Source organism: Mesorhizobium sp. B2-3-10 (assembly GCF_006442275.1).
Lineage (GTDB): Bacteria > Pseudomonadota > Alphaproteobacteria > Rhizobiales > Rhizobiaceae > Mesorhizobium > Mesorhizobium australicum.
The window spans coordinates 466,809-489,381 of sequence record NZ_VFVT01000002.1; the positions used below are offsets into that span (position 1 = coordinate 466,809).

Consider the following 22,573-nt stretch of genomic DNA (forward strand, 5'->3'; position numbering starts at 1 on the left):
TTGCAGCACAGGCGCAATTGCCGGCGTTGCAAATTCCGCAATGTACGATCGATCGACCGTCGTCGCATGGCGACAAGCCGGCCGAATTGTCCTACAAATGCGCGGTCGCCTTCCAGGCCTGCCTTGCCGGCACGCCTCTTCAACAAAATCGTGAGGATCTGACATGGAATACCGCACCCTTGGCCGTTCCGGCCTGAAGGTTTCGACACTGACGCTTGGCACCATGACATTCGGCGGCGCCGGGCCCTTCGCCGCGGTCGGCAACAGCGATCTCGCCGAAGCCAAGCGGATGATCGATATGTGCATCGATGCCGGCATCAACCTCATCGACACCGCCAATGTCTATTCCAACGGCCTCTCCGAAGAGATCATAGGCGAAGCTCTCGGCGGCAAGCGCAAGAACGATGTGCTGATCGCGTCCAAGGCGCGGATGCGGATCGGCAAGGGCCCGAACGACGAGGGCCTGTCGCGCCATCATCTGATCCGTGAATGCGAGAGCAGCCTGAAGCGCTTGAAGACCGATGTCATCGACATCTATTTCGTCCACCAATGGGACGGCCTCACTCCGCTCGAGGAGACCGTTGCCGCGCTCGACAGTTTGGTCAGCCAGGGCAAGGTGCGCTACATCGGCTGCTCCAACTATTCCGGCTGGCAGGTGATGAAGGCGCTTTCCATCAGCGACAGCCGTCACCAGCAACGCTTCGTCACCCAGCAGATCCACTATACGCTGGAAGCGCGCGAGGCCGAGTACGAGCTCTTGCCGATCTCGGTCGACCAAGGGCTGGGCGTTTTGGTCTGGAGCCCGCTCGCCGGCGGCCTGCTGTCGGGCAAATACCGCCGCGACAGCCCGACCGCTCGCCAGCTTGCCGGCTGGTCCGAGCCGCCGATCCGCGACGAGGACCGGCTGTGGCGGATCGTCGATGTGCTGGTCGAGATCGGCAAGGATCGTGGCGTCTCGGCGGCGCAGGTGGCGCTCGCCTGGCTGCTCGGACGCCCTGCCGTCTCCTCGCTGGTGATCGGTGCCCGCAATGACGTTCAGCTCAAGGACAACCTTGCGGCGGCGGCCCTGAAGCTCGGCACCGAAGAACGCCAGCGCCTCGACGCGGTCAGCCGGCCGGCTCTGCTCTACCCCTACTGGCACCAGCAACTGACAGCGAAGGATCGCTTCGGCCCAGCCGATCTGGTTCTCGACCGCAGCGATATCTGATCAGCGTCAGGCAGAGAGCAAGAGCTAGCCGCCGATAAACCGCCAGAGTTCGGGATCGGGTTCGATCTGGCCGCCGAGCACGAAATATTTGTAGAGGACGAGCAAGGAGATCGCATGCTCGTCCCGTTCATTGGAGAATTTGCGGCAATAGGCATTGGCTGCGGCGATGATGCGCTCCGCCGCGGCCGGGTGCGCTTCGAAATAGCGCACTTTTTCGCCGAGATCGGCAAAATCCGGGTCAAGCGGCGCATAGTGGATACCGGCCTCGAGCTGGCTCTCGCCGAACCATGTTTCGTAGGTCGGCGGCGGCATCAGACAGAGCGAGTTGGAATTCATGATCCATTTGAGGTTGGTCGCCACGTCATTGCCCTCCAGCGAGACGATGTAGCGATAGCGCAGGTGCTGGCTGATGCTGAGGAAAGGCTTGCTGTACTTAGCCGGTGCGCTGCGCTTGTGCGAACCGGCATCGCAGAACGGCAAGTCGCGCGCGACATCCAGGAACCGTGTCCTGATCGGGTTGTTGAGGTCGCCGCGCCAGACCACGGCAGGGCGCTTGTCGGCGAAGGCGACGGTATCGAGGGGCATGTGGAAGTGGCGGAATTTGTTGAACTTCATGACGACGGCATTGCCGTTGTCGGCGCGGATCGGCCGGTCCTTGACGAGGGTCGGCAGCTTGGGCACGCCGATGACATCACCGAACTTCAGGTCGATGAGCAATGATGGATCGAAATAGCGGGCAAATTCCTTCAGGTCGTAATAGTACATGCTCGGTTCAAACGGTATCTTGTCGATGCGCACAGCATCCGGGCCTGGTGTAAAAGCGTCCTGCAGCTTGTTGTAGTGATTCAGTCGCCGGCGCACGGCCTCGTCCGAGAGCCTGGCCTGCTGCAGGCGGCTGGCCAATCGCCGCCGGAAGATCGCCTGGGGCGCGATATCGCGCATGACGTTCCGCGCATAGTAGAAGACCTTTGCCGTCGTTCGTTGGAGGGTGGCCATGGACTCTTTTGATCAAAGATAAACGCGGTTGAACAAGTGAAGGTCGGGATGGTTCCCGCAGCATGATGCCCTACCATCCAGCCACGCATTCCGATAGCGCCCGAATGCGGCTGGCGGCCTCGACCGAGCGCCGCAACTAGCCCGTTATGTAGCGCCACACCTCGGCATCCGGTTTGATCTGGCCCGAGAGCACGAAGTATTTGTAGAGCACCAGCAGGGAGATCGTCTGCTCGGTCTGTTCGTCGTCGAATGTCCGGCAATAGGCGTTCGCAGCCGCGATGATGCGCTCCGCCTCCGCCGGATTCCGCTCGAAATAGGCGACGTGGTCCTCAAGGTTCGAGAAATCCGCCGCGAGCGGCACATAGTGGACGTTGGCTTCGAGCTGCCGCTCCGCAAACCAGGTCTCATAGGTCGGCGGCGGCATCATGCAGAGCGACTTCGAATTCATGATCCATTTGAGATTGGTCGCCACGTCGTTGCCCTCGAGCGAGACGATGTAGCGATAGCGCTGGTGCTGGCTGATGCTGAGAAAAGGCCTGGCGTATTCGGGCGGTGCGTTCGGCTTGTGCGAACCGGCATCGCAGAACGGCAGGTCGCGCACAGCGTTCAGAAATCTTGTCCTGATCGGATTGTTGAGATCACCGCGCCAGACAACGGACGGCAGCTTGTCGGCGAACGACATCGCGTCAGCCGGCATCTGGAAATGACGAAACTTGTCGAGTTTCATGATGATCGCGTTCTTGTCGTCAGCACAGATTGGCCGGTCCTTGACGATCGAAGGCACCTTGGGGACATTCCTGACGTCGCCGAATTCCAGGTCGATGAGCAGGCCGGGATCGAAGTAGCGGGCGAACTCCTTCAGGTCGTAATAGTACATGGTCGGCGTGAAGGGCAGTTTGCCGATGCGCATGGCATCGGCGCTTGGCGCGAAACCATCCTGCAACTTGTTGTAGTAATTCAGCCTGCGGCGCGCCGCCTCACCGGAAAGCCTGGCCCTTTCGAGACGGCCAGCCAGCCGGGCACGAAACAACGCTTGCGGAGCGACATCGCGCGCGACGTTTCTCGCATAATAGAAAACTCTTGCTGCGGTCCGCGAAATTGTGGCCATCGGTCACTTGATCAAAACAAACGGGCGGTTCTCAATTCATGGCGCCCGCATGTCCTACATCATTGTGGCGCCGATCTGGCAAGCGCCCCCATCTCTTCGATGCCGCAGCCACGCATTGTCGCTTCGGCTGTTGTGTTTGACGGCTAATGCTCCTAGGCAGGCTCAGGGCCGCAAGGCAGTCACAAAAGGAGCCGACATGGCGCGAGCACCAAACTACGATCAGGAACGCAAGGAGCGCGACCGCCAGAAAGCGGCCAAGAAGGCTGAAAAGCTGGCGGCCAAGGTTGCCGCGCGCGAACGTACGAAGCCTGAAACCGAGACTGAGACCGAAACGAAGGATTAACGGCATCCGGCCCGCTAATGCGGGCCGAGCCTCAAATCCAATTGTCAGCCCAAACCGCGAGCTAATATCAGGCTGGCGCCTTGTCGCTGATGAAGACATCCACTTCCCGCGCCGCGGCGATGAAAGCGCGCCTGGCATTCATCGCCGGCTTGTCGCCGGCGAGCGCGTCGTGACAGGCCTGCAGCGCCGCACGATGCTTGGGGCTGCGCTTGCCGGGCCAGTTGTTGAGGAGGTAATCGGAAGCCTCCCTTGCCGAACGCAAGAGCTGAGTGCTTCCCGCCGTGACGGATTTGACGGTCACAGGTGTTTCAAACCGGTTGTTTTCCATCGCCGCTCTTACGCCATCGGCCTCCTTGAAGCGAGGCCGAAAGTGCGCTTCACGTCAGACCCGTCTGTTTTTCCGGCCAGCGCGCCGCAGCGCATGGACCGCATTAAGCGGCGACGACGGCAAATCCCCTGGCGCGAAGGCCGCGTCGATCGTTGGCAAGCGACGTCACCAGCCGATCACGGCTGCCGACGATGTGGGCCGACAGCAGCCGCGCGGCTTCATCGGCCTGACCGAGGCGTGTCGCGGCAAGAATGGCGCGATGTTCGACCCAGGCACGGCCAAGGGCCGTCTCGTCACGCACTTCCAGCCAGCGGGCGCGCGACAGACGCGTCATCGCGTCACGAACCGCCCGGAACAGGAATTCGTTGCCGGAGAGCCGCGCCAGCTCGATGTGAAAATCCATGCCGACACGATGCCACTCCTCGCGCGGCGTATTTTCGTCGCAGGAATCGAGCATCGCCTCGATGACATCGATGGCGCTCTTGTCGGCTTGCCCGCACGTCAGCCGCAATGCCGCGATCTCGACCGCCTCGCGATAGACCGCAACCTGCTCGAGTTCGGCCAGGTTGATGGGCGAAACGGTCCAGCCGCGCCCGTCCCTGCCGACCAGCCCCTCGGTCTCCAGCCGCAGCAGCGCCGCCCTGACAGGCGTGCGCGAGGCGCCGAATTGGCTTTCGATCCAGCGTTCGGTCAGCCGCTCTCCCGGCCCGATCTCGAGCGCCAGGATCATCTCGCGAAGCTGCCGTTCGACATTCTGCATCTGCGACATCGCGCGTCCTTTCCGAAGCCGCATTGACAGCGGCCGGCGTGAAGTTCATGACGGAGACCAGTTTGGTATCCCAAAATGGTATCCGCAACAAGCGCTGATACCGGGCAGGCAGGGCATGACGCAGGAAGACAAGCAGCAAAGCGGCTACAACATTCACTGGCGGCGCAATCTCGCGGTCTGTTTCGCGGGCTCGTTCAGCACGCTCATCGCCATGACCCTGCTGTTGCCATTCCTGCCGCTCTATGTCGAACAGCTCGGCGCACAGGGCCACGCGGCAATCGTGCAGTGGTCCGGCGTCGCTTATGGCGCCACCTTCTTCGCCGCGGCCACAGTAGCGCCGCTATGGGGGCGCCTGGGTGACCGCTACGGGCGCAAGGTGATGCTGGTGCGCGCCTCCTTCGGCATGGCGATCTGCATGTCGCTGACGGGCATGGTCGAGACGGTCTGGCAACTGGTTCTGCTGCGCCTGCTGATCGGCTTCGCGGGCGGCTATTCCTCCGGTTCAACCATACTGGTGGCCATGCAGACGCCGAAGGAGCGTTCCGGCTGGGCGCTTGGCGTGCTGTCGGCGGGCATTACGGCGGGCTCGCTGGTCGGTCCCCTGTTGGGCGGCGTGCTGCCGCCGGTGATCGGCATTCGCGCCACCTTCCTCTTGTCAGGCGGTGTGATCTTCCTCGCCTTCCTGGCAACGACCTTCCTCATCAAGGAGAGCCCGCGCCCGAAGCCAGCCAAACCGGTGTCGGCGGCAAAACCGAAAAGCGGCTGGTCGCAGATCCCGGACAAGCGCCCGGTCGTGGCCATGCTGACCACCGGCATGCTGCTCGCCTTCGCCACAATGTCGATCGAGCCGATCATCACCGTCTATGTGCAGCAGCTCATTGAGGACCAGAGCAGGGTGACGCTCGTCGCCGGCGTTGTGATGTCGGCCGCCGCGCTGGGCACCATCCTCTCGGCGTCCTGGCTCGGCAAGCTCGCGGACCGGATCGGGCACTGGAACGTTGTCGTGGGAGCACTGGCGGTTTCGGCGCTGCTCCTTATCCCGCAGGCTTTTGTCACCAATAGCTGGCAGCTTATCGGCCTGCGTTTCCTGATGGGCCTGGCGCTGGGCGGCCTCCTGCCCTGCATCACCAGTGTCATCAGGCACAACATCCCCGACGGCGTTGGCGGCAACGTGCTTGGCCTTGCGATCTCGGCGCAGTATGTCGGACAGGTCGCGGGGCCACTGGCCGGCGGTTTTGTGGGCGGCCATTTCGGCATGCCGGCGGTGTTTCTCGGCACGTCGGTGCTGATGGCGCTCGGGGCGGCCTACAACTGGATCGTCCAGTCGCGGCGGACGCGGCATATGGCGCTGGAAGCGCGCAAGCCCTGACGCTTGCTGAAGAAAGAAGGAGCACGCCGGCCATGAACCCCGATCCAAACGGCAGCCGCCTCCTCGTGCTTGCCGGCGGCCTCGTCGGCGCGGCGGGGGTGGCGCTTTCGGCGGCCGCCGCCCACCGCGGCGGCGCCTTTACCGGCACCGCCGCGTCGTTCCTGCTGATGCATGCGTCGGTCTTCCTCGCCATCGGCCTTATCGGCGCGAACCGCTGGCTGCGCATCGCCAGCCTCATTCTGCTCGCCGGGCTGCTCCTCTTCGCGGGCGATCTTCTCGCCCGCGATTTCTGGGGCTCAAGGCTGTTTCCGATGTCGGCGCCGATCGGCGGCACCCTGCTCATTGCAGGCTGGCTGGCGATAGCGATCTCGGCCGTGGCACGTCCACGACCCTGAAATGAGTGCTTGAGGTCAATCCCGGCGGCGTTCCGGGCGAACCCAAAGGGCACGGCCGCCAACAGCAGGTTTCACCCGCCGTCGCGCTTCCGGTCGCTCGGTGGCCGGTGCGATGCCCCAGTAGTTGCGGTAGATATCTTCGAACAGTTGCTTGATGGGATGCATGACTCATCCTCCTTGTCTTTGAATCGATCCAATCGTCGGGCGCGAAAAAAGCCGGTTTGATCAGCTCCGCTTGCGCGCCACCAAGAAGCGAAGATCGCGAACCCATGGGCCCGTCTCACCACGATGCCTAGCCTTGTTGGTGGCTGACCCGATATTCCAGTCGTTGCGGTAGATGTCGGCGAACAGGTAGTTGACGGGATGCATGGCGCTCCTCCCTTTTTGGCCATTCAGCAGAACAAGCTGCCACTTGGATCGATTCAAAATCTAGGATCGAAACCGGCGTAGGTCAAGCAAAATTTGAATCGATCCAACGAAAATACTAGATGCGGCGGAAGAACGTGCTACATGGATGTCAGGAGGCACGCACAAATGGCGTCACTCACCGCAGGCAATCGACGACCCGTACGGCTGGCCGACATCGCCAAGGCCGCCGGTGTTTCGCACGGCACCGCGTCCAACGTATTCAGCCGCCCCGAGATCGTGCGCGAGGAGGTCCGCGAACGGGTTCGCGCCGCGGCCGAGGCAATGGGTTATGGCGGCCCCGATCCAAAGGGCAGGCTGCTGCGGGCCGGCAAGGTCAACGCCATCGGCGTGGCCACCGCCGAGCCCCTCTCCTATTTCTTCGACGATCCGTTTGCGCGCGTCATGATGGCGGGCATCTCGCAAGCTTGCGATGCGACCGGAGCCGGCATTTCCCTGGTCTCGGCCGCCAACAACGAGCAGCTTGCCTGGAACATCCAGAGCGCTCTGGTCGACGGCTTCATCGTCTTCTGCATCGAAGGTGGCTCGCGCCTGGTGGAGTTGGCACGTGAGCGCAAGCTGCCCTTCGTCGCGCTCGACCTCGACTCCGAGGACGGCTCGGTCGCCGCGATCGGAGTCGACAACATCGCCGGCGCCGGCATGGCGGCCCGCCATCTCACGGATCTCGGCCATCGCCGCTTCGCCGTCATGGCCCTGCCCTTCGCGGACAACAGGACGGGCCTTGTTTCGGCCGAACAGGTTCGGGCGGCGACCTATGCCGGAACGCGCGACCGCCTCACCGGCTATCTCCGGGAGCTTTCGCGGGTTGGCGTCGACATAACCAAAGTGCCTGTCTACGAGACCGCCAACGACGTGGCGAGCACGAAGGCGGGGCTCGAGACCATCTTCGCCTCCGACACGCCGCCCACCGCCATTCTGGCCATGTCGGACAGAATAGCCCTGGTGGCGCTCGAATGGCTGAGCGCACGCGGGCTGAGCGTGCCTGACGACGTTTCCATCGTCGGCTTCGACGGTGTTCCGGAAGCAGCGGTGTCCGAGCCGCCATTGACCACGATCGCCCAGCCGATTGCCGAGATGGGCCGCCTTGCCGTCAGGGCGATCCTGGAGAGCGACGGGCCGGTCAGCCGGCATCAACTGCCGGTCGAACTGATCGTGCGAGCCTCGACGGCTTCGCCACGCGGCTGAACCGCACGGCCGAACCGCCTACCGATTGGCTCTTGCCATGGCAGTCCCCAAAGGCGCACGAACCGGCGCGGGAACCGTTTGGGCCGTGCGGGCCTTGCCCGAACCGCCGATGGTCGACAGCCATTCGAGATAGAAGGCGAGCGCGAACTGCATGGCGATGCCGGCCGATATCAGCAGGCTGTCATAGACGAGCCCGCCCGGATTGATCAGCTTCATCACCTGCGCGACCATTGCGATCACCGTGCCGGCGATGAAGACCGGCAGCGATCTTTTGCCCAGTATGGCCAGCGGATGGTCGGGGCTGGTGCGGAACACGTTTGACACCGTCGGCAGGGCGACGACGAGGTAGCTGACCGCCAGGATGTGCAACAGCCGCGGCAACGACAGGAAGGTCTTGTCGAAGCCGCCGATCACCACCGGCAGGTTGAACCACGTTATCTGTCCCCAGAGCGGGCTATGCACCCACACCAGAGCCGCCAGCACATAGGCCGAGGCCGCGCCGACAAGCCAGCGGTTGACCGGAATGACACCGCCGCGCCTGACATGCAGCATGGCGGCAAGGCCGATGTTGAACAGGAACTGCCAGGACAACGGGTTGAGGAACCAGAAACCGGGCTCGGGGTAATTGGGCGGAGCGATCTCCCAAATTCCGGCAACCAGCCATAGCGTGCCGGACACGACAAGCGCCGCGGCGGGCCTGGAGCTGACGAACAGGACGAACGCCGGCGCCATCAAAAGCAGCGCCGCATAGACCGGCAGGATGTTGTTGTAGCCGAGCTGGTGGCCGAGCGTGACGATGCCGACCAGCACTTGCGGCGTGTTTTTCATCAAGGGCTCGATGTTGATGAGCGTCAGCAGTTCCGGCCGCCTGGCAAACACCGCCACGGCGCAGAAAAGGGCCATCACCACCATCGTCGTGACGATGTGGGCGACGTAGAGCACGCCCGCCCGCCGCCACATTTTCAAGGCCGCCAGAAGCCGGCCGCCCGGCCGGAACTTGGTGCCGTAGGCGAGCGCGACCGAAATGCCTGATATCAGCACGAACGCCTCAGCCGCGTCCGAAAAACCGAAATTCTTGTAGGTCAGGGTCTCGAAAGCCGTGCCCGGCACATGGTCGACGAAGATGGTGAGCAGTGCCAGCGCGCGCAGCACATCGATACGCGTGTCGCGTTCCAAGACACGCAAATCGCGATCTGGCGAAACAGGGGTAGTCATCGACAAAAGGCCTCAAAGCTGGTTGTTCATGTCCAGCAATGCGACCCCCGACGCACCGCTTCGATTCCTCCCACAGGGAGTGTATCGGCGCAGAAACGGGCCGGAATGAGCCTGGTTCAATCAACTTTCGCGGAGCATGAAAATATTGCGTTTTGAAGCCGGCAAATTGAGCGAAACCTCATATAATCAACGGGATGCGGTATGACTGGCGCCAGTGTCGAAAATGGCCCTCCGATGCTGGATCTAGCCTTTCCTTATCGCCTCCTCGGTGCCGGCAAAAGCGGCCGCGCGTGCCTGTTCCTGCTGCATGGATCGGGTGTCGACGAGACAAGCATGGTGCCGCTGGCGAGGCGCATCGCGCCCGACGCCCCCCTGATCGCGGTACGGGGCCGCATCCCGCAGGAGGACGGTTTTCGCTGGTTCGAGCGAATCACGCCGACGCGCTTCGGCCAGCAAAGCATCCGTGTCGAAACCGCCGCCTTCGCGGCATTCGCAAGCGAAGTCGCCGCGCGCCATGGGCTCGATCTCGCCCACGCGACATTCCTTGGCTATTCGAACGGCGCCAATCTGGTTTCGAGCCTGATGCTGCTCCATCCCGGCATTGTCCGGAGCGCGGCGCTGCTGAGGCCAATGCCGGTGCTCGACAAGGTGCCTTCAACGGACCTCATGGGCACACGGACGCTGATCATTGCCGGGGCGGCGGACGAGACCTACGGGCCTTTCGCGTTGGCGCTGGTGACGCTGCTCAGCCGGCACGGTAGCGAGATCGACGCCCGGATCGTTCCATCAGGCCACGAAATCGGCGACCCGGACGCCGCGATCGTCGAGCGATGGCTGGCCGGAGCGGCACAGGGAGGCTGACCGCCTTTGCGACCGCTCGCTGCCCAATCAGCGTTCGGCCACCATTCGAACTTCTGCCCCGGCGATCAGCAGGGCGAGCCCGCTTTCAAACAGCGCCTCGTGTCCGCCGGCACGGTAGTGCACCAAGGCTTCGCGCAAGAGCGGATGATCATGCGCCGCGGCATCCAGCGCTTCGCCACGCCCCGGACCTGACGGATATTCGGCTTGCTCCTCTGTGACACAGCCGACCGTGTAGCGGCCGACCGTCATCAGCAATTCCATGGCTGGAATCGCCGCCATGCCCTCGCCCGCCAGGAATTCCAGCAGCCGCTCGAAGTGGCAACAGAATGGAGGGGAGTGTACGGCTCCCCCCGAACTTGCACCAGACAGGGCTACCCTCTTCCCATCCTGTTCCAGGCGTCGAGGCCGGCGATCTTGTAGGCCTCGGCCAGGGTTGGATAGTTGAAGGTGTTGTTGACGAAGAAGTCGACCGTGCCGCCGAGATTGATCACCGCCTGGCCGATATGAATGAGTTCGGTGGCGCCCTCGCCGACAATGTGCGCGCCGAGCAGGCGCCGCGTCTTGATCGAGAACAACAGCTTCAGGAAGCCGGTGTCGACGCCCATGATGTGGCCGCGCGACGTCTCACGGAAGCGCGCGACGCCAACCTCATAGGCGCCGCCGCTCTGACGCACCTGCTCCTCGGACTGGCCGACCGTCGAGATCTCCGGCACCGCGTAGATGCCGTAGGGGAAAGTCTCCGGCGGCGCGGGCAGGGTCACGCCAAAGGCATGGCAGGCGGCCACCCTGCCCTGCTCCATGGAGGTCGAGGCGAGGCTTGGAAAACCGATGACGTCGCCGGCCGCGTAGATGTTGGGCACGCTGGTCTGGAAAGTCTGGGGATCGACCTTGATGCGGCCCCTGGAGTCGGCTTCGATGCCGACCACGTCGAGGCCGAGGCTGCCGACATTACCGGTGCGACCGGCGGCGTAGAGCACGACCTCGGAGCGGATGGTGCGGCCATCGGCCAGTTCCACCTCGGCGGCATCCGGCTTGGAGCGGATTTCCTTGACCGCGCTGCCCAGTCTTATCGTCATGCCGCGGTCGCGCATCTGGTGGATGAAATCGTCGACGATCTCCCGGTCGACGAAATCGAGGATGGAGTTGCGCGGCTCGACCAGCGTCACCGGTACGTCGAGCGCGGAAAAGATCGTGGCGTATTCGACGCCGATGACGCCGGCGCCGATCACCGTCAGCGTGCGTGGCAGGCGGTCGAGTTCAAGCATTTCGTCGCTGTCGAAGACACGGGTCTTGTCGAAGGGCACGTCGGCCGGCCGATGCGGCCTGGTGCCCACGGCGATCAGTGCGTTGGCGAAACCGACTTCGCTGTAGTCGCCATTGTCCGATGTCAGGCTGACCTTGTTGGAGCCGAGAAATTTCACCGCCGCGCGCGCGCTTTTGACCGTGTTGCGCATGAACTGGTGTTGCAGCACCTCGACCTCGTGGTCGAGCGTCTTGTGCAGGCGCTCGATCAGGTCGCCGACCGAGATATCCTGCTTGACCCGATAGCCGCGTCCATAGAAGCCGCGCTCGCGCCAGCCCGAGAGATTGAGCACCGTTTCGCGCAGCGTTTTGGAAGGAATGGTGCCGGTGTGCACCGAGACGCCGCCAAGGCGCCGGCCCCGGTCGACCACCAGCACCGATTTGCCGAGTTTGGCCGATTGCACGGCGGCGCGGCGGCCGGAAGGGCCGCTGCCGATGACCAGCATGTCGTAGTCCATATTGCCCCGTCCCCTCGGCGTCTTGTTGCGCCGCAGCAAGCTAACGCCATCCGTGCTGCAAATTCAACCGCTTCGGACCCTCAGCCCATTCTGTCCCGCCTGGCGCCGCGGCGAAACGGTCCGATCTTGATTCCACCATGAGCCCTCACCATTTCTGGTGCGGTGGGGCGCAGGCTAAGCAGGCCCCTGTTACGAGGAAATGACATGAACGCTCGCGTTCTCGACGGCGAAATCATCAACACCCGGCTCGACGATGTCAGGGCTTTTGAAGGCGTGCGCACAAGGCGCATTCTGGCTTTCGTGCTCGACTATCTCATCGTTGGCCTGCTGAGCATTCCGGTCGCCATCCTGGTGTTCTTCCTCGGGCTCTTGACCCTCGGCCTGGGCTGGATGCTGTTCGGCGTCCTGGTGCCGGCAGTCGCCATCCTCTACATCTGGAACACGTTGGGCAGCGCCGACCAGGCCACCACGGGCATGAAGATGATGGGCATCCGCCTCGACCGTCTCGACGGCACCCGCATCGACGGGCTGACCGCGGTCGTCCATTCCGTATTGTTCTGGGCCGGCAACGTCATCCTGTCGCCGCTGGTCCTGCTGGTGACCCTGTTCTCGGACCGCAAGCGCACGCTGCACGATCTTTTGCTCGGCACTGTCGTCAGCCGCACCGGCCGCTGAAACCGCCCTGAAGCAAAGCCGCAGCCCCCTTGAGCGCAAATGTGAAGGTGTTGAGTTGCCCACACCTTCACAATCCTGTTGAATTTTTCGCCGCTGGAGCCAAAGGTAGAGCGATTCGAAGGAGTGTTTCCAAGGCTCGATGACGCAGCACCCGACCCAGTCGCCGCAGTTCTTCCTGACCGCGCCGTCGCCGTGCCCCTATCTCGACGGCCAGTTCGAGCGCAAGGTGTTCACGCATCTGGTCGGCGACAAGGCCTCGGAGATGAACGACCTGCTCACGCAAGGCGGCTTCCGGCGCTCGCAGAACATCGCTTACAGGCCAGCCTGCGAGACCTGCCGCGCCTGTGTGTCGGTGCGTATCCTGGCACAGGAGTTCACCGCCAGCCGCAACATGAAGCGCGTGCTGCAGCACAATTCCGACCTCGTCGGCGCCATGCACAACGCCGAGCCCTCGACCGAACAATATTCACTGTTTCGCGGCTATCTCGATGCCCGCCACCGCCGCGGCGGCATGTCCGACATGACGGTGCTCGACTACGCCATGATGGTCGAGGATACCCATGTCGACACCAAGGTGATCGAATACCGGCGGCGCGGACCCGACACCTTCATCACCGGCAAAGGCCAGGGTGAACTCATAGCGGTGGCGCTCACCGACAAGATGGCCGACGGCTTGTCGATGGTTTATTCCTATTTCAATCCCGATTTCGAAAGCCGCTCGCTCGGCACGTTCATGATCCTCGACCATATCGCCCGTGCCAAGGCGATGGGGCTGCCCCATGTCTACCTTGGCTACTGGGTCAATGGTTCGCGCAAGATGAATTATAAGATGCGCTTCATGCCGCAGGAGCATCTCGGCCCAAAAGGCTGGGAGCGCTATACCAACGAAGCGGTCTGACGCTGAGTTTTCCCCCGATCCACGCTTAAACTGTTTCAAGGCAGGGGATGCTGGTCTTTCAGCCGCTCGGCTGGAGAGAGTGCGCGCTTGCGCCGACCGGCCGCCTGCAATTCAATTGCGAAAGTTCCTGCATGTCCTCTCACCATGATCACCAGAAGGGCCTTCTGATAACCGCCATCGGCGGACTGATACTGACCGTCGACATACCGTTGATCCGCCTTGCGGATGGCGGCGCGTGGACCATCCTTTTGCTGCGAACCGGAACCACCTTCATCGCCGCGATGATCATCTGGTCGGTCTGGCGCGCGCTGAGCCGGAATGTCCCGCCGCTTATCCCCGGCTGGTCCGGGCTGATCGTGGCGATATGCTATGGGCTGACCTCGATCACCTTCGTTACCGCGGTCTTCCACACCTCGACCGCCGACCTGGTGTTCATCCTGGCCTTCAACACCGTCTTCGCCGCACTCTTGTCCTGGATATTCCTACGGGAAAGGCCGGGAGCGGTGACGATCGCGGCCATGCTGGTCATGATCCTCGGCGTGCTGGTCATCGTCGGCGGTTCGGTTGGCAGCGGCAAGCTGTTCGGTGATTTCATGGCGCTGTGCTCGGCTTTCTTCATCGCGGTCGCGATCACCCTCTCGCGCGCCAGCGGCAAGGATATGGGATTCACCTCGCTGATCGGCGTACTTCTGCCGCTTGGGCTGGCGGCCTTCATGGTGAGCGGCGAAGGCTTTCACGTAAACGCGCCATGGTGGATCATCTTCAACGGCGCCGTCATCATGCCGATCTCGTTCTTCTGCCTCGCCGCCGGGCCGAAATACATTTCAGGACCGGAAGTGGCGATGTTCTACCTGCTCGAAACCGTGCTGGCGCCGATCTGGGTATGGATGATCTTTGCCGAGACGCCGACCCGCAACAGCCTGATCGGCGGCGGCATCCTGATCGTCACGCTCGTCGCCCATTCGGTCTGGCAGTTGCATGATGGACGCAAGCGCCGAGGCGACCTCGCGGTACACCATCCGGCGTAGAGGTCGAGATTCAGGCGCTGGCTTTCTTGACCACGCTGGGTTCGGGCAGGACTTCGATTTGTGGACCGGCTTCGATTTCATTCGGCGGCACGATCTCGTCGGCCAGTTCCACCTCGCGCAGCCACTCGCGCCAGATCGCGACCAGCAGCGCCATCAGCACCGGGCCGATGAACAGGCCGAGAAAACCCATGGTCTTGACGCCGCCGATCAAACCGAAAAAGGTCGGCAGGAAGGGCAGTTTTATCGGGCCGCCGACGAGCTTGGGGCGCAACGTCTTGTCGACGACGAACAACTCGACCGTGCCCCAGATGAACAGCGCCAGGCCGGCCATCGGTGAGCCGCTGGCGGCGAGGTAGATCGAGACCAATGTGAAGGACAATGGCGCACCGCCGGGGATGAGCGCCATCACGCCGGTCAGCGCGCCGAGCGTCACCGGCGACGGCACACCAGCCAGCCAGTAGGCGATGCCCAGCACCAGTCCCTCGCCGATGGCGATTACCGTCATGCCGGTCACGGTCGAGGAAATGGTCGCCGGCACGACGCGCGAGATCCGTTCCCAGCGGGTGGGCAGGATGCGCTCGCCGAGGCGGTCGATCTGGCCGGCGAAATTCTCGCCGTCGCGATAGGCGAAAAACAGGGCGATCATCATGAACAGCAGCGTCAGAAAGAGGCTGAAAGCACTGCCGCCGGCGGCGAGCGCACCGCGGTAGATGCTGCCTATATTGGCGCCGCTGACCAGCTGGATCAGTTCGCCGATGCCGCCGGGATGGCCGAGATTGGTCGTCCACTGCTCGTTCAGCCATTCACCCACCACAGGCAGGGTGGCGATCCAGTGCGGCGTCACCGCACCGTGGCGGTTGGTCTCTATCGCCCAGCCGACCCATTCGCGCACCTCGTTGATGGCATAGGTGCCGGCAAGCGCGATCGGTATCACCAGGAAGGCCAGGATGAACAGGATGGCAAATGTGGCGGCGATGGTTCGGTTGCCGCCGACGCCGACCAGCAGCCGTCGGTAGAGCGGCCAGCTGGCGAAGGCGATAACGAGGGCGGCCAGCACCGGGAACAGGAAGCCATGGAAAAAATAGACGCCGGCGGCAACGATCAGCACCAGCAGCCAGCGCGCCGCCGAGAGCGGCGGTATGACGGCCGAACGAAGCGGTGTGGACAGCCCGAAGAGGCGCTGCTGCCGTTCCGGCTTCTGGATCTTTGCTTCCTTCAAACGCCCTGTTCTCCCCGGCCCATCCGGTCAGTTATGCACCGATATAGTGCAGCAGTCGTGACGATACTCCAAATGGTGATGGCGCAGCTGCCAATCTCCCCGCTCGTGGGGAATCTCCTGCAGGACAGAGGGGGCGTGAACCTCTGATCCGATCTTAAGGACCGAGAATTGCGAGAGGTGTAGCCAGCCATTTGATGCGCTGGCGGGACAGCGCCTCCTCTGGCCAGCCGGCCATTTCCCCCACGAGGGAGGAGATCGGCAGCTTCTAGCCGAACTTCCCAGTCCTTGGGAATCCCTTAGGCACCATCCGTCCCGCCGACGCCCGGGCGCCGATCCATTCAGCCAATTCCTCGCGCGACCGGGTGAAGGTACGGTCGGCCGAATCCTGCCAGGAGAGACCGGTCTCCAGCGTGAACGGCTTGAGGTCGAGCAGGCCGCCGTCCTTGTATTTCTGCAGCCGCACACCCTTGCCGCGACCCATCTCCGGAATTTCCGAGAGCGCGAACACCAGCATCTTGCGGTTCTCGCCAACGATGGCCAGGTGATCGCCGGTGACCGGCACGCAGCGCTTGGCCTCGTCCGGCGCCTTGACGTTCATCACCTGCTTGCCCTTGCGGGTGTTGGCGACCACCTCTTCCTCGGGAACGATGAAGCCGTTGGCGTCGAAAGAGGCGAGCAGCAGCTTGCGCTTGGGATCGTGGACGAAGGCGGTGACGATGTCCTGGTCATTGTCCATGTCGACGATGATGCGGATCGGCTCGCCATGGCCGCGGCCGCCCGGCAGCCGGTCGGCGCCGATCGTATAGAACTTGCCGCCGGTCGTGAAGACCAGAACCTTGTCCGTCGTCTGGGCATGGAAGGCGAGCTTGAGGCTGTCGCCCTCCTTGAAGGTCAGCGTCGAAAAATCGGCCAGATGGCCCTTCATCGCCCGCAGCCAGCCTTTTTCCGAAACCACCACGGTGACCGGCTCGCGCTCGATCATGGCGTGCGCGATATCGGTCAGGTCGTGCTCGGGCGCGTCGGCGAACTGCGTGCGGCGCTTGCCGAGCTCGGTCTCCGGACCGAACTTCTCGCGAACCTGAGTGACTTCCCACTTGATGGTCGACCACTGCTTGGCATCGGACGCCAGCAGTGCCTCGATCTGCTTCTTCTCGGCAGTCAGGCCGTCGAATTCCTTGCGGATCTCGAATTCTTCCAGCTTGCGCAAGGCGCGCAGCCGCATGTTGAGGATCGCTTCGGCCTGGGTGTCGGTGAGCGACCAGCGGGCCATCATGACCTGCTTGGGCTCATCCTCCTCGCGGATGATCCTGATCACCTCGTCGATGTTGATATAGGCGATCAGGTAGCCGGCAAGGATTTCCAGCCGCCTCTCGATCTCGCCGAGGCGAAATTTCGAGCGACGGATGAGGACGTCGCGGCGGTGGTCCAGCCATTCCTGCAGCACGCCCTTCAGCGACAGCACGTTGGGCACCTTGCCGCGCGACAGCACATTCATGTTGAGCGGGAAACGGCTTTCGAGCTCGGTCAGCTTGAACAGCGATTCCATCAGGATGCCTGGGTCGACCGAACGGCTCTTCGGCACCAGCACGACGCGGATGTCCTCGGCGCTTTCGTCCCTGATATCCTCGAGCAGCGGCAGCTTGCGGGCCATCAACAGCTCGGCGATCTTCTCGATCAGCCGCGCCTTCTGCACCCCATAGGGGATTTCGGTAACGACAATGCTCCAGGTGCCCCTGCCCTGGTCTTCCTGGTTCCATTTCGACCGCACGCGAAACCCGCCGCGGCCGGTCTCATAGGCTTCGAGGATCGAGGCACGGCTGTCGACGATGATGCCGCCGGTCGGAAAATCCGGGCCCTGGACGAAATCCATCAGCTTCGCCACCGGCGCATCGCGATGCTCGATCAGATGCAGCGCCGCGTCGCAGAGCTCTGCGGCATTGTGCGGCGGGATCGAGGTCGCCATGCCAACCGCGATGCCGGACGAGCCGTTGGCCAAGAGATTGGGGAAGGCACCGGGGAGCACGACCGGCTCCTCGTCCTCTTCATTGTAGGTCGGCCGATAGTCGACCGCGTCTTCGGTGATGCCGGCAAGCAGATCGGTGGCCACGTCGGTCATACGCGCTTCGGTGTAGCGCATGGCGGCGGCGTTATCGCCGTCGATGTTGCCGAAATTGCCCTGGCCGTCGACCAGCGGATAGCGCATCGAAAAATCCTGCGCCAGCCGCACCAGCGCATCATAGATCGACTGGTCGCCATGCGGGTGGAACTTGCCCATCACCTCGCCGACGATACGAGCGCATTTGGCGAACCCCTGGTCGGGGTTGAGGCGCAACAGGCGCATGGCGTGCATGATGCGGCGATGGACCGGCTTCAGTCCGTCGCGCACATCCGGGAGCGCCCGGTGCATGATGGTCGACAGCGCATAGGCGAGATAGCGCTCTTCCAGCGCCTTCTTGAGGTCGACTGGTTCGATATGATCGCCGCCGCCATTGTCAGGCGGCAAAAGCCTTTTTCCCATGGGCTGCACCTAGCCGAGCGGGTGATTCGCGGCAAGAGGCGCGCACCGGAGCAGTCGATTTGCGCGCAATTCTGCAACAGAAAACCGCAAGGTCGAGCTTGCCGGCCAACATCAATCTGTTACATGCCGCATCTATTGCGAAGCACGCTGGCGGCTCGACCTTCATGCCAAATTCACTGCATTCTCCAATAGCGGTCGGATCGGGTTTGCCTTTCAGCGCGATTTTCGACCATTGTGCCGGGACACGCCTTTTTCCCGTCCAGTTCGTCACGGAATGGTGATGGCGCAAAGAATTGAAAAATAATTTCAGGACACTCTCAGGGACCTTGCGATGACAATCAACCGCTCAACTCTCCGGAAATTCGCACTTTCGACCTTCTTGCTCACGCTGCCGCTGAATGCGGCCCTTGCCCAGGACGCGGCGGTCGCGGACCGGCTGAAGGCAGCACTCTCCGCCCAGGGCGTCGACATCTCCTGGACCGGCGTGACCGGCGACAACACCAGCATGGTGCTGCAGGGCGTGTCCGTGAAACCGGCCGCGGAAAAGGAAGCGCTGACGATCGGCGACGTCAAGCTCGAGAACATCACCGAAGCCAATGGCGGCTATGATATCGGCACCGTATCGACCTCGGCCTTCGAACACAGCAAGGACGGCGTCACCCTGGATCTCAGCCCCTTCGTCATCCACGACATGACGGTGCCGGCCGACGGCTCCACCAGCCCGCTTGGCTCGCTGATGATGTACAAATCCGCTGAACTCTCGAACATGACGGTCAAGGTCGCCGACAAGACCGCTTTTTCGATGGACGGGCTTGCCATCCAGATCACGCCGCCCGCCGACGGCAAGGCGATGGAATTCACCGCCAACACGGAGAAATTCACGGCCGATCTCTCGCTGGTCGAGGACCCCAAGTCCAAGGAGGTCATCAACGCGCTCGGCTACCAGAACATTTCGGGCAATCTTGAAATGGCCGGCACCTGGCAGCCGTCGGACGGCAAGATGGAGCTGTCGAAATACGACATCTCCGTCGAGAATGCCGGCACGCTCGGCATGACGTTCGACCTCGGCGGCTACACGATCGATTTCATCAAGTCGCTGCAGGAAATGCAGAAGAAGATGGCCGCACAGCCGGAAGGCGCCGACAATTCGGCGCAAGGCATGGCCATGCTCGGCCTGTTGCAGCAGCTTTCGTTCAACAGCGCATCGATCCGCTTCGACGACGATTCGCTGACCGGCAAGGTGCTGGACTATGTCGGCAAGCAGCAGGGCATGTCGGCCAAGGACATCGCCAACCAAGCCAAGGCAATCGTGCCGTTCGGCATGGCGCAGCTCAACAATCCCGAGCTGACGGCCCAGGTTACGGCGGCGGTCAGCAAATATCTCGACGATCCGAAGAGCCTCGAAATCTCGGCCGAGCCGCCGGCATCGGTGCCGTTCGCGCTGATCATGGCGGGCGCCATGTCCAACCCGCTCGACCTGCCGAAGACGCTCGGCGTCAGCGTCAAGGCGAACGAGGACTGATCGAATTAGCTGCCTTCTCCCCGTCACTATACGGGGAGAAGGTGCCGGCAGGCGGATGAGGGGCAGCGCCGACGCTTGCGAATATGAATTCCAGTCTGAAACGATTGCCTGTCAGAAGGCCTCGGCTGCTACGATCGCTCGCAAATCGCCAGCCCGCGCTGCCCCTCATTGTCCTGCCGGACATTTCTCCCCGTATAGTGACGGGGAGAAAGGGCAGTTGCACCCGTCAGTCCTTCTTCACCGGCGCTACGCGCAGCGCCAAATCGCGAAGCTGCTGCGGCGAGGCTTCCGACGGCGCGTTCATCAACAGGTCGTAAGCCTGCTGGTTCATCGGGAACATGGTGATTTCGCGCAGGTTCTTGGCGCCGACCAGCAGCATGACGACGCGGTCGACGCCCGCAGCCATGCCGCCATGCGGCGGCGCGCCATACTGGAAGGCACGGTAGAGGCCGCCAAAGCGTTCCTCGACCGTGGCGCGGTCGAGCCCGACCGTCTCGAACGCCTTGACCATGGTTTCGGGCAAATGGTTGCGGATACCGCCGCTGGCGATCTCGAAACCGTTGCAGACCATGTCGTACTGGAAGGCCTTGATGCCGAGCAGATCCTCGCCGTTCAGCGCGTCGATGCCACCCTGCGGCATCGAGAACGGGTTGTGGGCGAAGTCGATCTTCTTCTCCTCCTCGTTCCATTCGAAGAACGGGAAGTCGACGATCCAGCACAGTTCGAAGCGTTCGCGGTCGACGAGGTTCAGCTCCTCGCCGGCACGGGTGCGCGCAGCGCCCGCGAACGACACGAACTTCTTCGGATCACCGGCGACAAAGAAAGCGGCGTCGCCGTCGGCAAGGCCGAGCTGCAGGCGGATCGCCTCGGTACGTTCCTCGCCGATGTTCTTGGCGAGCGGGCCGGCGCCTTCGAGCTTGTCGCCTTCCTTGCGCCAGAAGATGTAGCCCAGCCCCGGCTGGCCCTCGCCTTGCGCCCAGCTATTCATGCGGTCGCAAAAGGCGCGGCTGCCGCCGGTCTTTGCCGGAATGCCCCACACCTCGGCCTTCGGATCGTTGGCCAGGATGTTGGCGAACACCTTGAAGCCGGAATCGCGAAAATGGTCGGAGACGGCTTGCATCTCGATCGGGTTGCGCAAGTCCGGCTTGTCGGAGCCGTATTTGCGCATGGCGACATCATAGGGGATGCGCTGGAATTTCTGCGTCACCGGCTTGCCGTTGGCGAAGGTCTCGAAGACGCCGCGCATCACCGGTTCCATGGTCGACAGCACGTCGTCCTGCTCGACGAAACTCATTTCGAGGTCGAGCTGGTAGAATTCGCCGGGCAAGCGGTCGGCGCGCGGGTCCTCGTCACGGAAGCAGGGCGCGATCTGGAAATAGCGGTCGAAGCCCGACACCATGATCAGCTGCTTGTATTGCTGCGGCGCCTGCGGCAGCGCGTAGAAGGTGCCGGGATGGATGCGCGACGGCACCAGGAAGTCGCGCGCGCCTTCCGGCGACGAGGCGGTCAGGATCGGCGTCGAGAATTCGGTGAAGCCGACCTCGCCCATGCGCTTGCGCATCTCGGCGATGATCTTCGTGCGCGCCACGATGTTCTTGTGCAGTGTCTCGCGGCGCAGGTCGAGGAAGCGGTATTTCAGCCTGATGTCCTCGGGATAATCGGGCTCGCCGAACACCGGCAGCGGCAATTCCTTGGCCGCCGACAACACCTCGATCTCGCGGGCGAAAATCTCGATCTCGCCGGTCGGCAAATTGGCGTTCGTGGTCTCGGGCAAGCGCGCCTTGACCTCGCCATCGACGCGGATCACCCATTCGCCGCGCAAGGTCTCGGCGATCTTGAAGGCAGGCGAATCGGGATCGGCGACGATCTGGGTCAGGCCGTAATGGTCGCGCAGGTCGATGAACAGCAGGCCGCCATGGTCGCGCACGCGATGCACCCAACCCGACAGGCGAACGGAATTGCCGACGTCGCTCTTTCGCAACTGGGCACAGGTATGGCTGCGGTAACGGTGCATGGTCATGGATAAAAGTCCGGGATTGTGAGTGGCGGGCCAAAGCATCGCAGCCCGGCCCAAAATTTGCGCGAAAAGCGCATGAGAGGCATGGTTTGTCAAGGCAAAGGGACGGAGGGGCGATCTCTCAGCTTGGAACTTCGGCTTTCAATTTATGGCCGGTCATGTGGCGGAACGGTGAACCGCCTGTCGCGTTAGCGCATGATGGACCGAGAGGAGGCAAACGTGTTTTCCTGGAAGGGCACTTGGCGCAATCAATACGGTTCGGTTGTAATTATTGAGGACGATAGTGAGGGTTTGATCCGCGGTGTCTTCAAGACAGCGTTGCCCGACAGCAGCTTTTCCGGGATGGAAGTGCCTCTTCACGGGGCCGCTCATGGAGATGTGATCGGCTTTACTTCCGCGGCGTCAGGAAAGACGGGGCCGGCGGCGGTCAGCTATACCGGCATTTTTCGAGACGGCAAGATCGAGATGTTGTGGCACACGGTGGCTGGCCTGGCTCTTTCAGCCGATGCCGAGGGTGAGCCCGCAAAGCTGACCACGGTTGGAACATGGCGCGCCTTCGGGACCAGCCTAGACATTTTTGAGCGCGTCGATTGATACTCTGACCGATTAACCGGCGCTGCCGGTCGCCATCGACATCTGTTTCATCCGCCGAGCTGAATTCGGGCCGAGGCCTTGCTGCCTTTTCATTGGCAAATGCCGCTGGCATCGACGGAGACGATGGTCCAAAAAGGATC

General features: G+C 62.7%; 23 protein-coding genes. 11 read left to right on the top strand and 12 right to left on the bottom strand.

Annotated elements, in window-relative coordinates:
- Positions 1–163: 163 nt before the first annotated feature.
- Positions 164–1,207, top strand: coding sequence for an aldo/keto reductase (locus FJ943_RS08955; RefSeq protein WP_140661935.1), 1,044 nt, complete (start codon positions 164–166; stop codon positions 1,205–1,207).
- A 24-nt stretch (positions 1,208–1,231) separates the two neighbouring features.
- Here FJ943_RS08955 and FJ943_RS08960 read toward each other — a convergent pair whose 3' ends face one another.
- Positions 1,232–2,203, bottom strand: a complete 972-nt coding sequence (locus tag FJ943_RS08960; protein ID WP_140718247.1) for a glycosyl transferase family 90 — start codon at positions 2,201–2,203, stop codon at positions 1,232–1,234.
- A gap of 136 nt (positions 2,204–2,339) precedes the next feature.
- A complete protein-coding gene (locus FJ943_RS08965; RefSeq protein WP_015318262.1) occupies positions 2,340–3,311 on the bottom strand; it encodes a glycosyl transferase family 90 in 972 nt (323 codons plus the stop codon).
- Between the two features lie 196 nt (positions 3,312–3,507).
- Between FJ943_RS08965 and FJ943_RS08970 the strand changes: the two genes are divergently transcribed.
- Positions 3,508–3,654 (top strand): hypothetical protein, encoded by a 147-nt coding sequence (locus FJ943_RS08970; RefSeq protein ID WP_015318263.1) that lies wholly within the window; start codon positions 3,508–3,510, stop codon positions 3,652–3,654.
- A gap of 67 nt (positions 3,655–3,721) precedes the next feature.
- Here FJ943_RS08970 and FJ943_RS08975 read toward each other — a convergent pair whose 3' ends face one another.
- Both FJ943_RS08975 and FJ943_RS08980 read right to left on the bottom strand, forming a co-directional pair.
- Positions 3,722–3,982, bottom strand: a complete 261-nt coding sequence (locus FJ943_RS08975; protein WP_015318264.1) for a DUF982 domain-containing protein — start codon at positions 3,980–3,982, stop codon at positions 3,722–3,724.
- A gap of 103 nt (positions 3,983–4,085) precedes the next feature.
- On the bottom strand, positions 4,086–4,751 hold the full coding sequence (locus tag FJ943_RS08980) for a GntR family transcriptional regulator (protein WP_015318265.1): 666 nt from the start codon (positions 4,749–4,751) through the stop codon (positions 4,086–4,088).
- A gap of 115 nt (positions 4,752–4,866) precedes the next feature.
- Between FJ943_RS08980 and FJ943_RS08985 the strand changes: the two genes are divergently transcribed.
- Both FJ943_RS08985 and FJ943_RS08990 read left to right on the top strand, forming a co-directional pair.
- Positions 4,867–6,120 carry a multidrug efflux MFS transporter gene (locus FJ943_RS08985; RefSeq protein WP_140720785.1) on the top strand — a complete coding sequence of 418 codons (1,254 nt, stop codon included), beginning with the start codon at positions 4,867–4,869 and terminating at the stop codon, positions 6,118–6,120.
- 32 nt (positions 6,121–6,152) lie between these two features.
- The gene (locus tag FJ943_RS08990) at positions 6,153–6,515 is read left to right on the top strand and encodes a DUF423 domain-containing protein (RefSeq protein WP_140720787.1); all 363 of its coding nucleotides are present in this window, start codon (positions 6,153–6,155) and stop codon (positions 6,513–6,515) included.
- Positions 6,516–6,530: 15 nt separating this feature from the next.
- Here the strand turns inward: FJ943_RS08990 and FJ943_RS29580 are convergent, their stop codons facing one another.
- On the bottom strand, positions 6,531–6,680 hold the full coding sequence (locus FJ943_RS29580; RefSeq protein WP_181174520.1) for a hypothetical protein: 150 nt from the start codon (positions 6,678–6,680) through the stop codon (positions 6,531–6,533).
- A 60-nt stretch (positions 6,681–6,740) separates the two neighbouring features.
- A complete protein-coding gene (locus tag FJ943_RS29585; RefSeq protein WP_015318269.1) occupies positions 6,741–6,884 on the bottom strand; it encodes a hypothetical protein in 144 nt (47 codons plus the stop codon).
- A 165-nt stretch (positions 6,885–7,049) separates the two neighbouring features.
- On the opposite strand from FJ943_RS29585, the gene FJ943_RS08995 reads away from it, so the two are divergent.
- Positions 7,050–8,126: a substrate-binding domain-containing protein gene (locus FJ943_RS08995; RefSeq protein WP_015318270.1), complete on the top strand. Its 1,077-nt coding sequence runs from the start codon at positions 7,050–7,052 to the stop codon at positions 8,124–8,126.
- An 18-nt stretch (positions 8,127–8,144) separates the two neighbouring features.
- On the opposite strand, the gene FJ943_RS09000 is transcribed toward FJ943_RS08995, so the two are convergent.
- Entirely contained in the window at positions 8,145–9,341 is a 1,197-nt protein-coding gene (locus FJ943_RS09000; RefSeq protein ID WP_140720789.1) for an OpgC family protein, read from the bottom strand.
- 201 nt (positions 9,342–9,542) lie between these two features.
- Here FJ943_RS09000 and FJ943_RS09005 point away from each other — a divergent pair, with 201 nt between their 5' ends.
- Positions 9,543–10,202 (top strand): alpha/beta hydrolase, encoded by a 660-nt coding sequence (locus FJ943_RS09005; protein WP_140718253.1) that lies wholly within the window; start codon positions 9,543–9,545, stop codon positions 10,200–10,202.
- A 27-nt stretch (positions 10,203–10,229) separates the two neighbouring features.
- Here FJ943_RS09005 and FJ943_RS09010 read toward each other — a convergent pair whose 3' ends face one another.
- Positions 10,230–10,598 (bottom strand): TetR/AcrR family transcriptional regulator C-terminal domain-containing protein, encoded by a 369-nt coding sequence (locus FJ943_RS09010; RefSeq protein ID WP_140720791.1) that lies wholly within the window; start codon positions 10,596–10,598, stop codon positions 10,230–10,232.
- Positions 10,574–11,962 carry a Si-specific NAD(P)(+) transhydrogenase gene (gene sthA / locus FJ943_RS09015; RefSeq protein WP_140720793.1) on the bottom strand — a complete coding sequence of 463 codons (1,389 nt, stop codon included), beginning with the start codon at positions 11,960–11,962 and terminating at the stop codon, positions 10,574–10,576. Before sthA ends, FJ943_RS09010 begins: the two co-directional genes overlap by 25 nt.
- Before the next feature lie 204 nt (positions 11,963–12,166).
- Between sthA and FJ943_RS09020 the strand changes: the two genes are divergently transcribed.
- The 3 genes from FJ943_RS09020 (at position 12,167) to FJ943_RS09030 (ending at position 14,563) form a co-directional block, all read left to right on the top strand.
- Positions 12,167–12,637, top strand: coding sequence for an RDD family protein (locus FJ943_RS09020; RefSeq protein WP_015318274.1), 471 nt, complete (start codon positions 12,167–12,169; stop codon positions 12,635–12,637).
- A gap of 139 nt (positions 12,638–12,776) precedes the next feature.
- A complete protein-coding gene (locus tag FJ943_RS09025) occupies positions 12,777–13,535 on the top strand; it encodes an arginyltransferase (protein WP_015318275.1) in 759 nt (252 codons plus the stop codon).
- Positions 13,536–13,666: 131 nt separating this feature from the next.
- Positions 13,667–14,563: a DMT family transporter gene (locus tag FJ943_RS09030; RefSeq protein WP_140720795.1), complete on the top strand. Its 897-nt coding sequence runs from the start codon at positions 13,667–13,669 to the stop codon at positions 14,561–14,563.
- Between the two features lie 10 nt (positions 14,564–14,573).
- Here the strand turns inward: FJ943_RS09030 and FJ943_RS09035 are convergent, their stop codons facing one another.
- A complete protein-coding gene (locus FJ943_RS09035; RefSeq protein WP_015318277.1) occupies positions 14,574–15,782 on the bottom strand; it encodes an AI-2E family transporter in 1,209 nt (402 codons plus the stop codon).
- 265 nt (positions 15,783–16,047) lie between these two features.
- A complete protein-coding gene (gene parC / locus FJ943_RS09040) occupies positions 16,048–18,300 on the bottom strand; it encodes a DNA topoisomerase IV subunit A (protein ID WP_140720797.1) in 2,253 nt (750 codons plus the stop codon).
- 331 nt (positions 18,301–18,631) lie between these two features.
- On the opposite strand from parC, the gene FJ943_RS09045 reads away from it, so the two are divergent.
- The gene (locus FJ943_RS09045) at positions 18,632–19,822 is read left to right on the top strand and encodes a hypothetical protein (protein ID WP_140718259.1); all 1,191 of its coding nucleotides are present in this window, start codon (positions 18,632–18,634) and stop codon (positions 19,820–19,822) included.
- Positions 19,823–20,048: 226 nt separating this feature from the next.
- On the opposite strand, the gene aspS is transcribed toward FJ943_RS09045, so the two are convergent.
- Positions 20,049–21,836: an aspartate--tRNA ligase gene (gene aspS, locus FJ943_RS09050; RefSeq protein ID WP_041163861.1), complete on the bottom strand. Its 1,788-nt coding sequence runs from the start codon at positions 21,834–21,836 to the stop codon at positions 20,049–20,051.
- Positions 21,837–22,058: 222 nt separating this feature from the next.
- Between aspS and FJ943_RS09055 the strand changes: the two genes are divergently transcribed.
- Positions 22,059–22,433, top strand: a complete 375-nt coding sequence (locus tag FJ943_RS09055) for an avidin/streptavidin family protein (RefSeq protein WP_015318281.1) — start codon at positions 22,059–22,061, stop codon at positions 22,431–22,433.
- The last annotated feature ends 140 nt before the right edge of the window (positions 22,434–22,573 follow it).

What these genes read in the sequence shown, in the direction of transcription:
- aspS (WP_041163861.1), bottom strand. Translation starts at nt 21,836, where the DNA reads ATGCACCGTTACCGCAGCCATACCTGTGCCCAGTTGCGAAAGAGCGAC.
- FJ943_RS08975 (WP_015318264.1), bottom strand. Translation starts at nt 3,982, where the DNA reads ATGGAAAACAACCGGTTTGAAACACCTGTGACCGTCAAATCCGTCACG.
- sthA (WP_140720793.1), bottom strand. Translation starts at nt 11,962, where the DNA reads ATGGACTACGACATGCTGGTCATCGGCAGCGGCCCTTCCGGCCGCCGC.
- FJ943_RS08960 (WP_140718247.1), bottom strand. Translation starts at nt 2,203, where the DNA reads ATGGCCACCCTCCAACGAACGACGGCAAAGGTCTTCTACTATGCGCGG.
- FJ943_RS29585 (WP_015318269.1), bottom strand. Translation starts at nt 6,884, where the DNA reads ATGCATCCCGTCAACTACCTGTTCGCCGACATCTACCGCAACGACTGG.
- parC (WP_140720797.1), bottom strand. Translation starts at nt 18,300, where the DNA reads ATGGGAAAAAGGCTTTTGCCGCCTGACAATGGCGGCGGCGATCATATC.
- FJ943_RS08990 (WP_140720787.1), top strand. Translation starts at nt 6,153, where the DNA reads ATGAACCCCGATCCAAACGGCAGCCGCCTCCTCGTGCTTGCCGGCGGC.
- FJ943_RS08995 (WP_015318270.1), top strand. Translation starts at nt 7,050, where the DNA reads ATGGCGTCACTCACCGCAGGCAATCGACGACCCGTACGGCTGGCCGAC.
- FJ943_RS09000 (WP_140720789.1), bottom strand. Translation starts at nt 9,341, where the DNA reads ATGACTACCCCTGTTTCGCCAGATCGCGATTTGCGTGTCTTGGAACGC.
- FJ943_RS09025 (WP_015318275.1), top strand. Translation starts at nt 12,777, where the DNA reads ATGACGCAGCACCCGACCCAGTCGCCGCAGTTCTTCCTGACCGCGCCG.
- FJ943_RS08965 (WP_015318262.1), bottom strand. Translation starts at nt 3,311, where the DNA reads ATGGCCACAATTTCGCGGACCGCAGCAAGAGTTTTCTATTATGCGAGA.
- FJ943_RS09005 (WP_140718253.1), top strand. Translation starts at nt 9,543, where the DNA reads ATGACTGGCGCCAGTGTCGAAAATGGCCCTCCGATGCTGGATCTAGCC.
- FJ943_RS08970 (WP_015318263.1), top strand. Translation starts at nt 3,508, where the DNA reads ATGGCGCGAGCACCAAACTACGATCAGGAACGCAAGGAGCGCGACCGC.
- FJ943_RS09030 (WP_140720795.1), top strand. Translation starts at nt 13,667, where the DNA reads ATGTCCTCTCACCATGATCACCAGAAGGGCCTTCTGATAACCGCCATC.
- FJ943_RS08955 (WP_140661935.1), top strand. Translation starts at nt 164, where the DNA reads ATGGAATACCGCACCCTTGGCCGTTCCGGCCTGAAGGTTTCGACACTG.
- FJ943_RS08985 (WP_140720785.1), top strand. Translation starts at nt 4,867, where the DNA reads ATGACGCAGGAAGACAAGCAGCAAAGCGGCTACAACATTCACTGGCGG.
- FJ943_RS29580 (WP_181174520.1), bottom strand. Translation starts at nt 6,680, where the DNA reads ATGCATCCCATCAAGCAACTGTTCGAAGATATCTACCGCAACTACTGG.
- FJ943_RS09045 (WP_140718259.1), top strand. Translation starts at nt 18,632, where the DNA reads ATGACAATCAACCGCTCAACTCTCCGGAAATTCGCACTTTCGACCTTC.
- FJ943_RS08980 (WP_015318265.1), bottom strand. Translation starts at nt 4,751, where the DNA reads ATGTCGCAGATGCAGAATGTCGAACGGCAGCTTCGCGAGATGATCCTG.
- FJ943_RS09020 (WP_015318274.1), top strand. Translation starts at nt 12,167, where the DNA reads ATGAACGCTCGCGTTCTCGACGGCGAAATCATCAACACCCGGCTCGAC.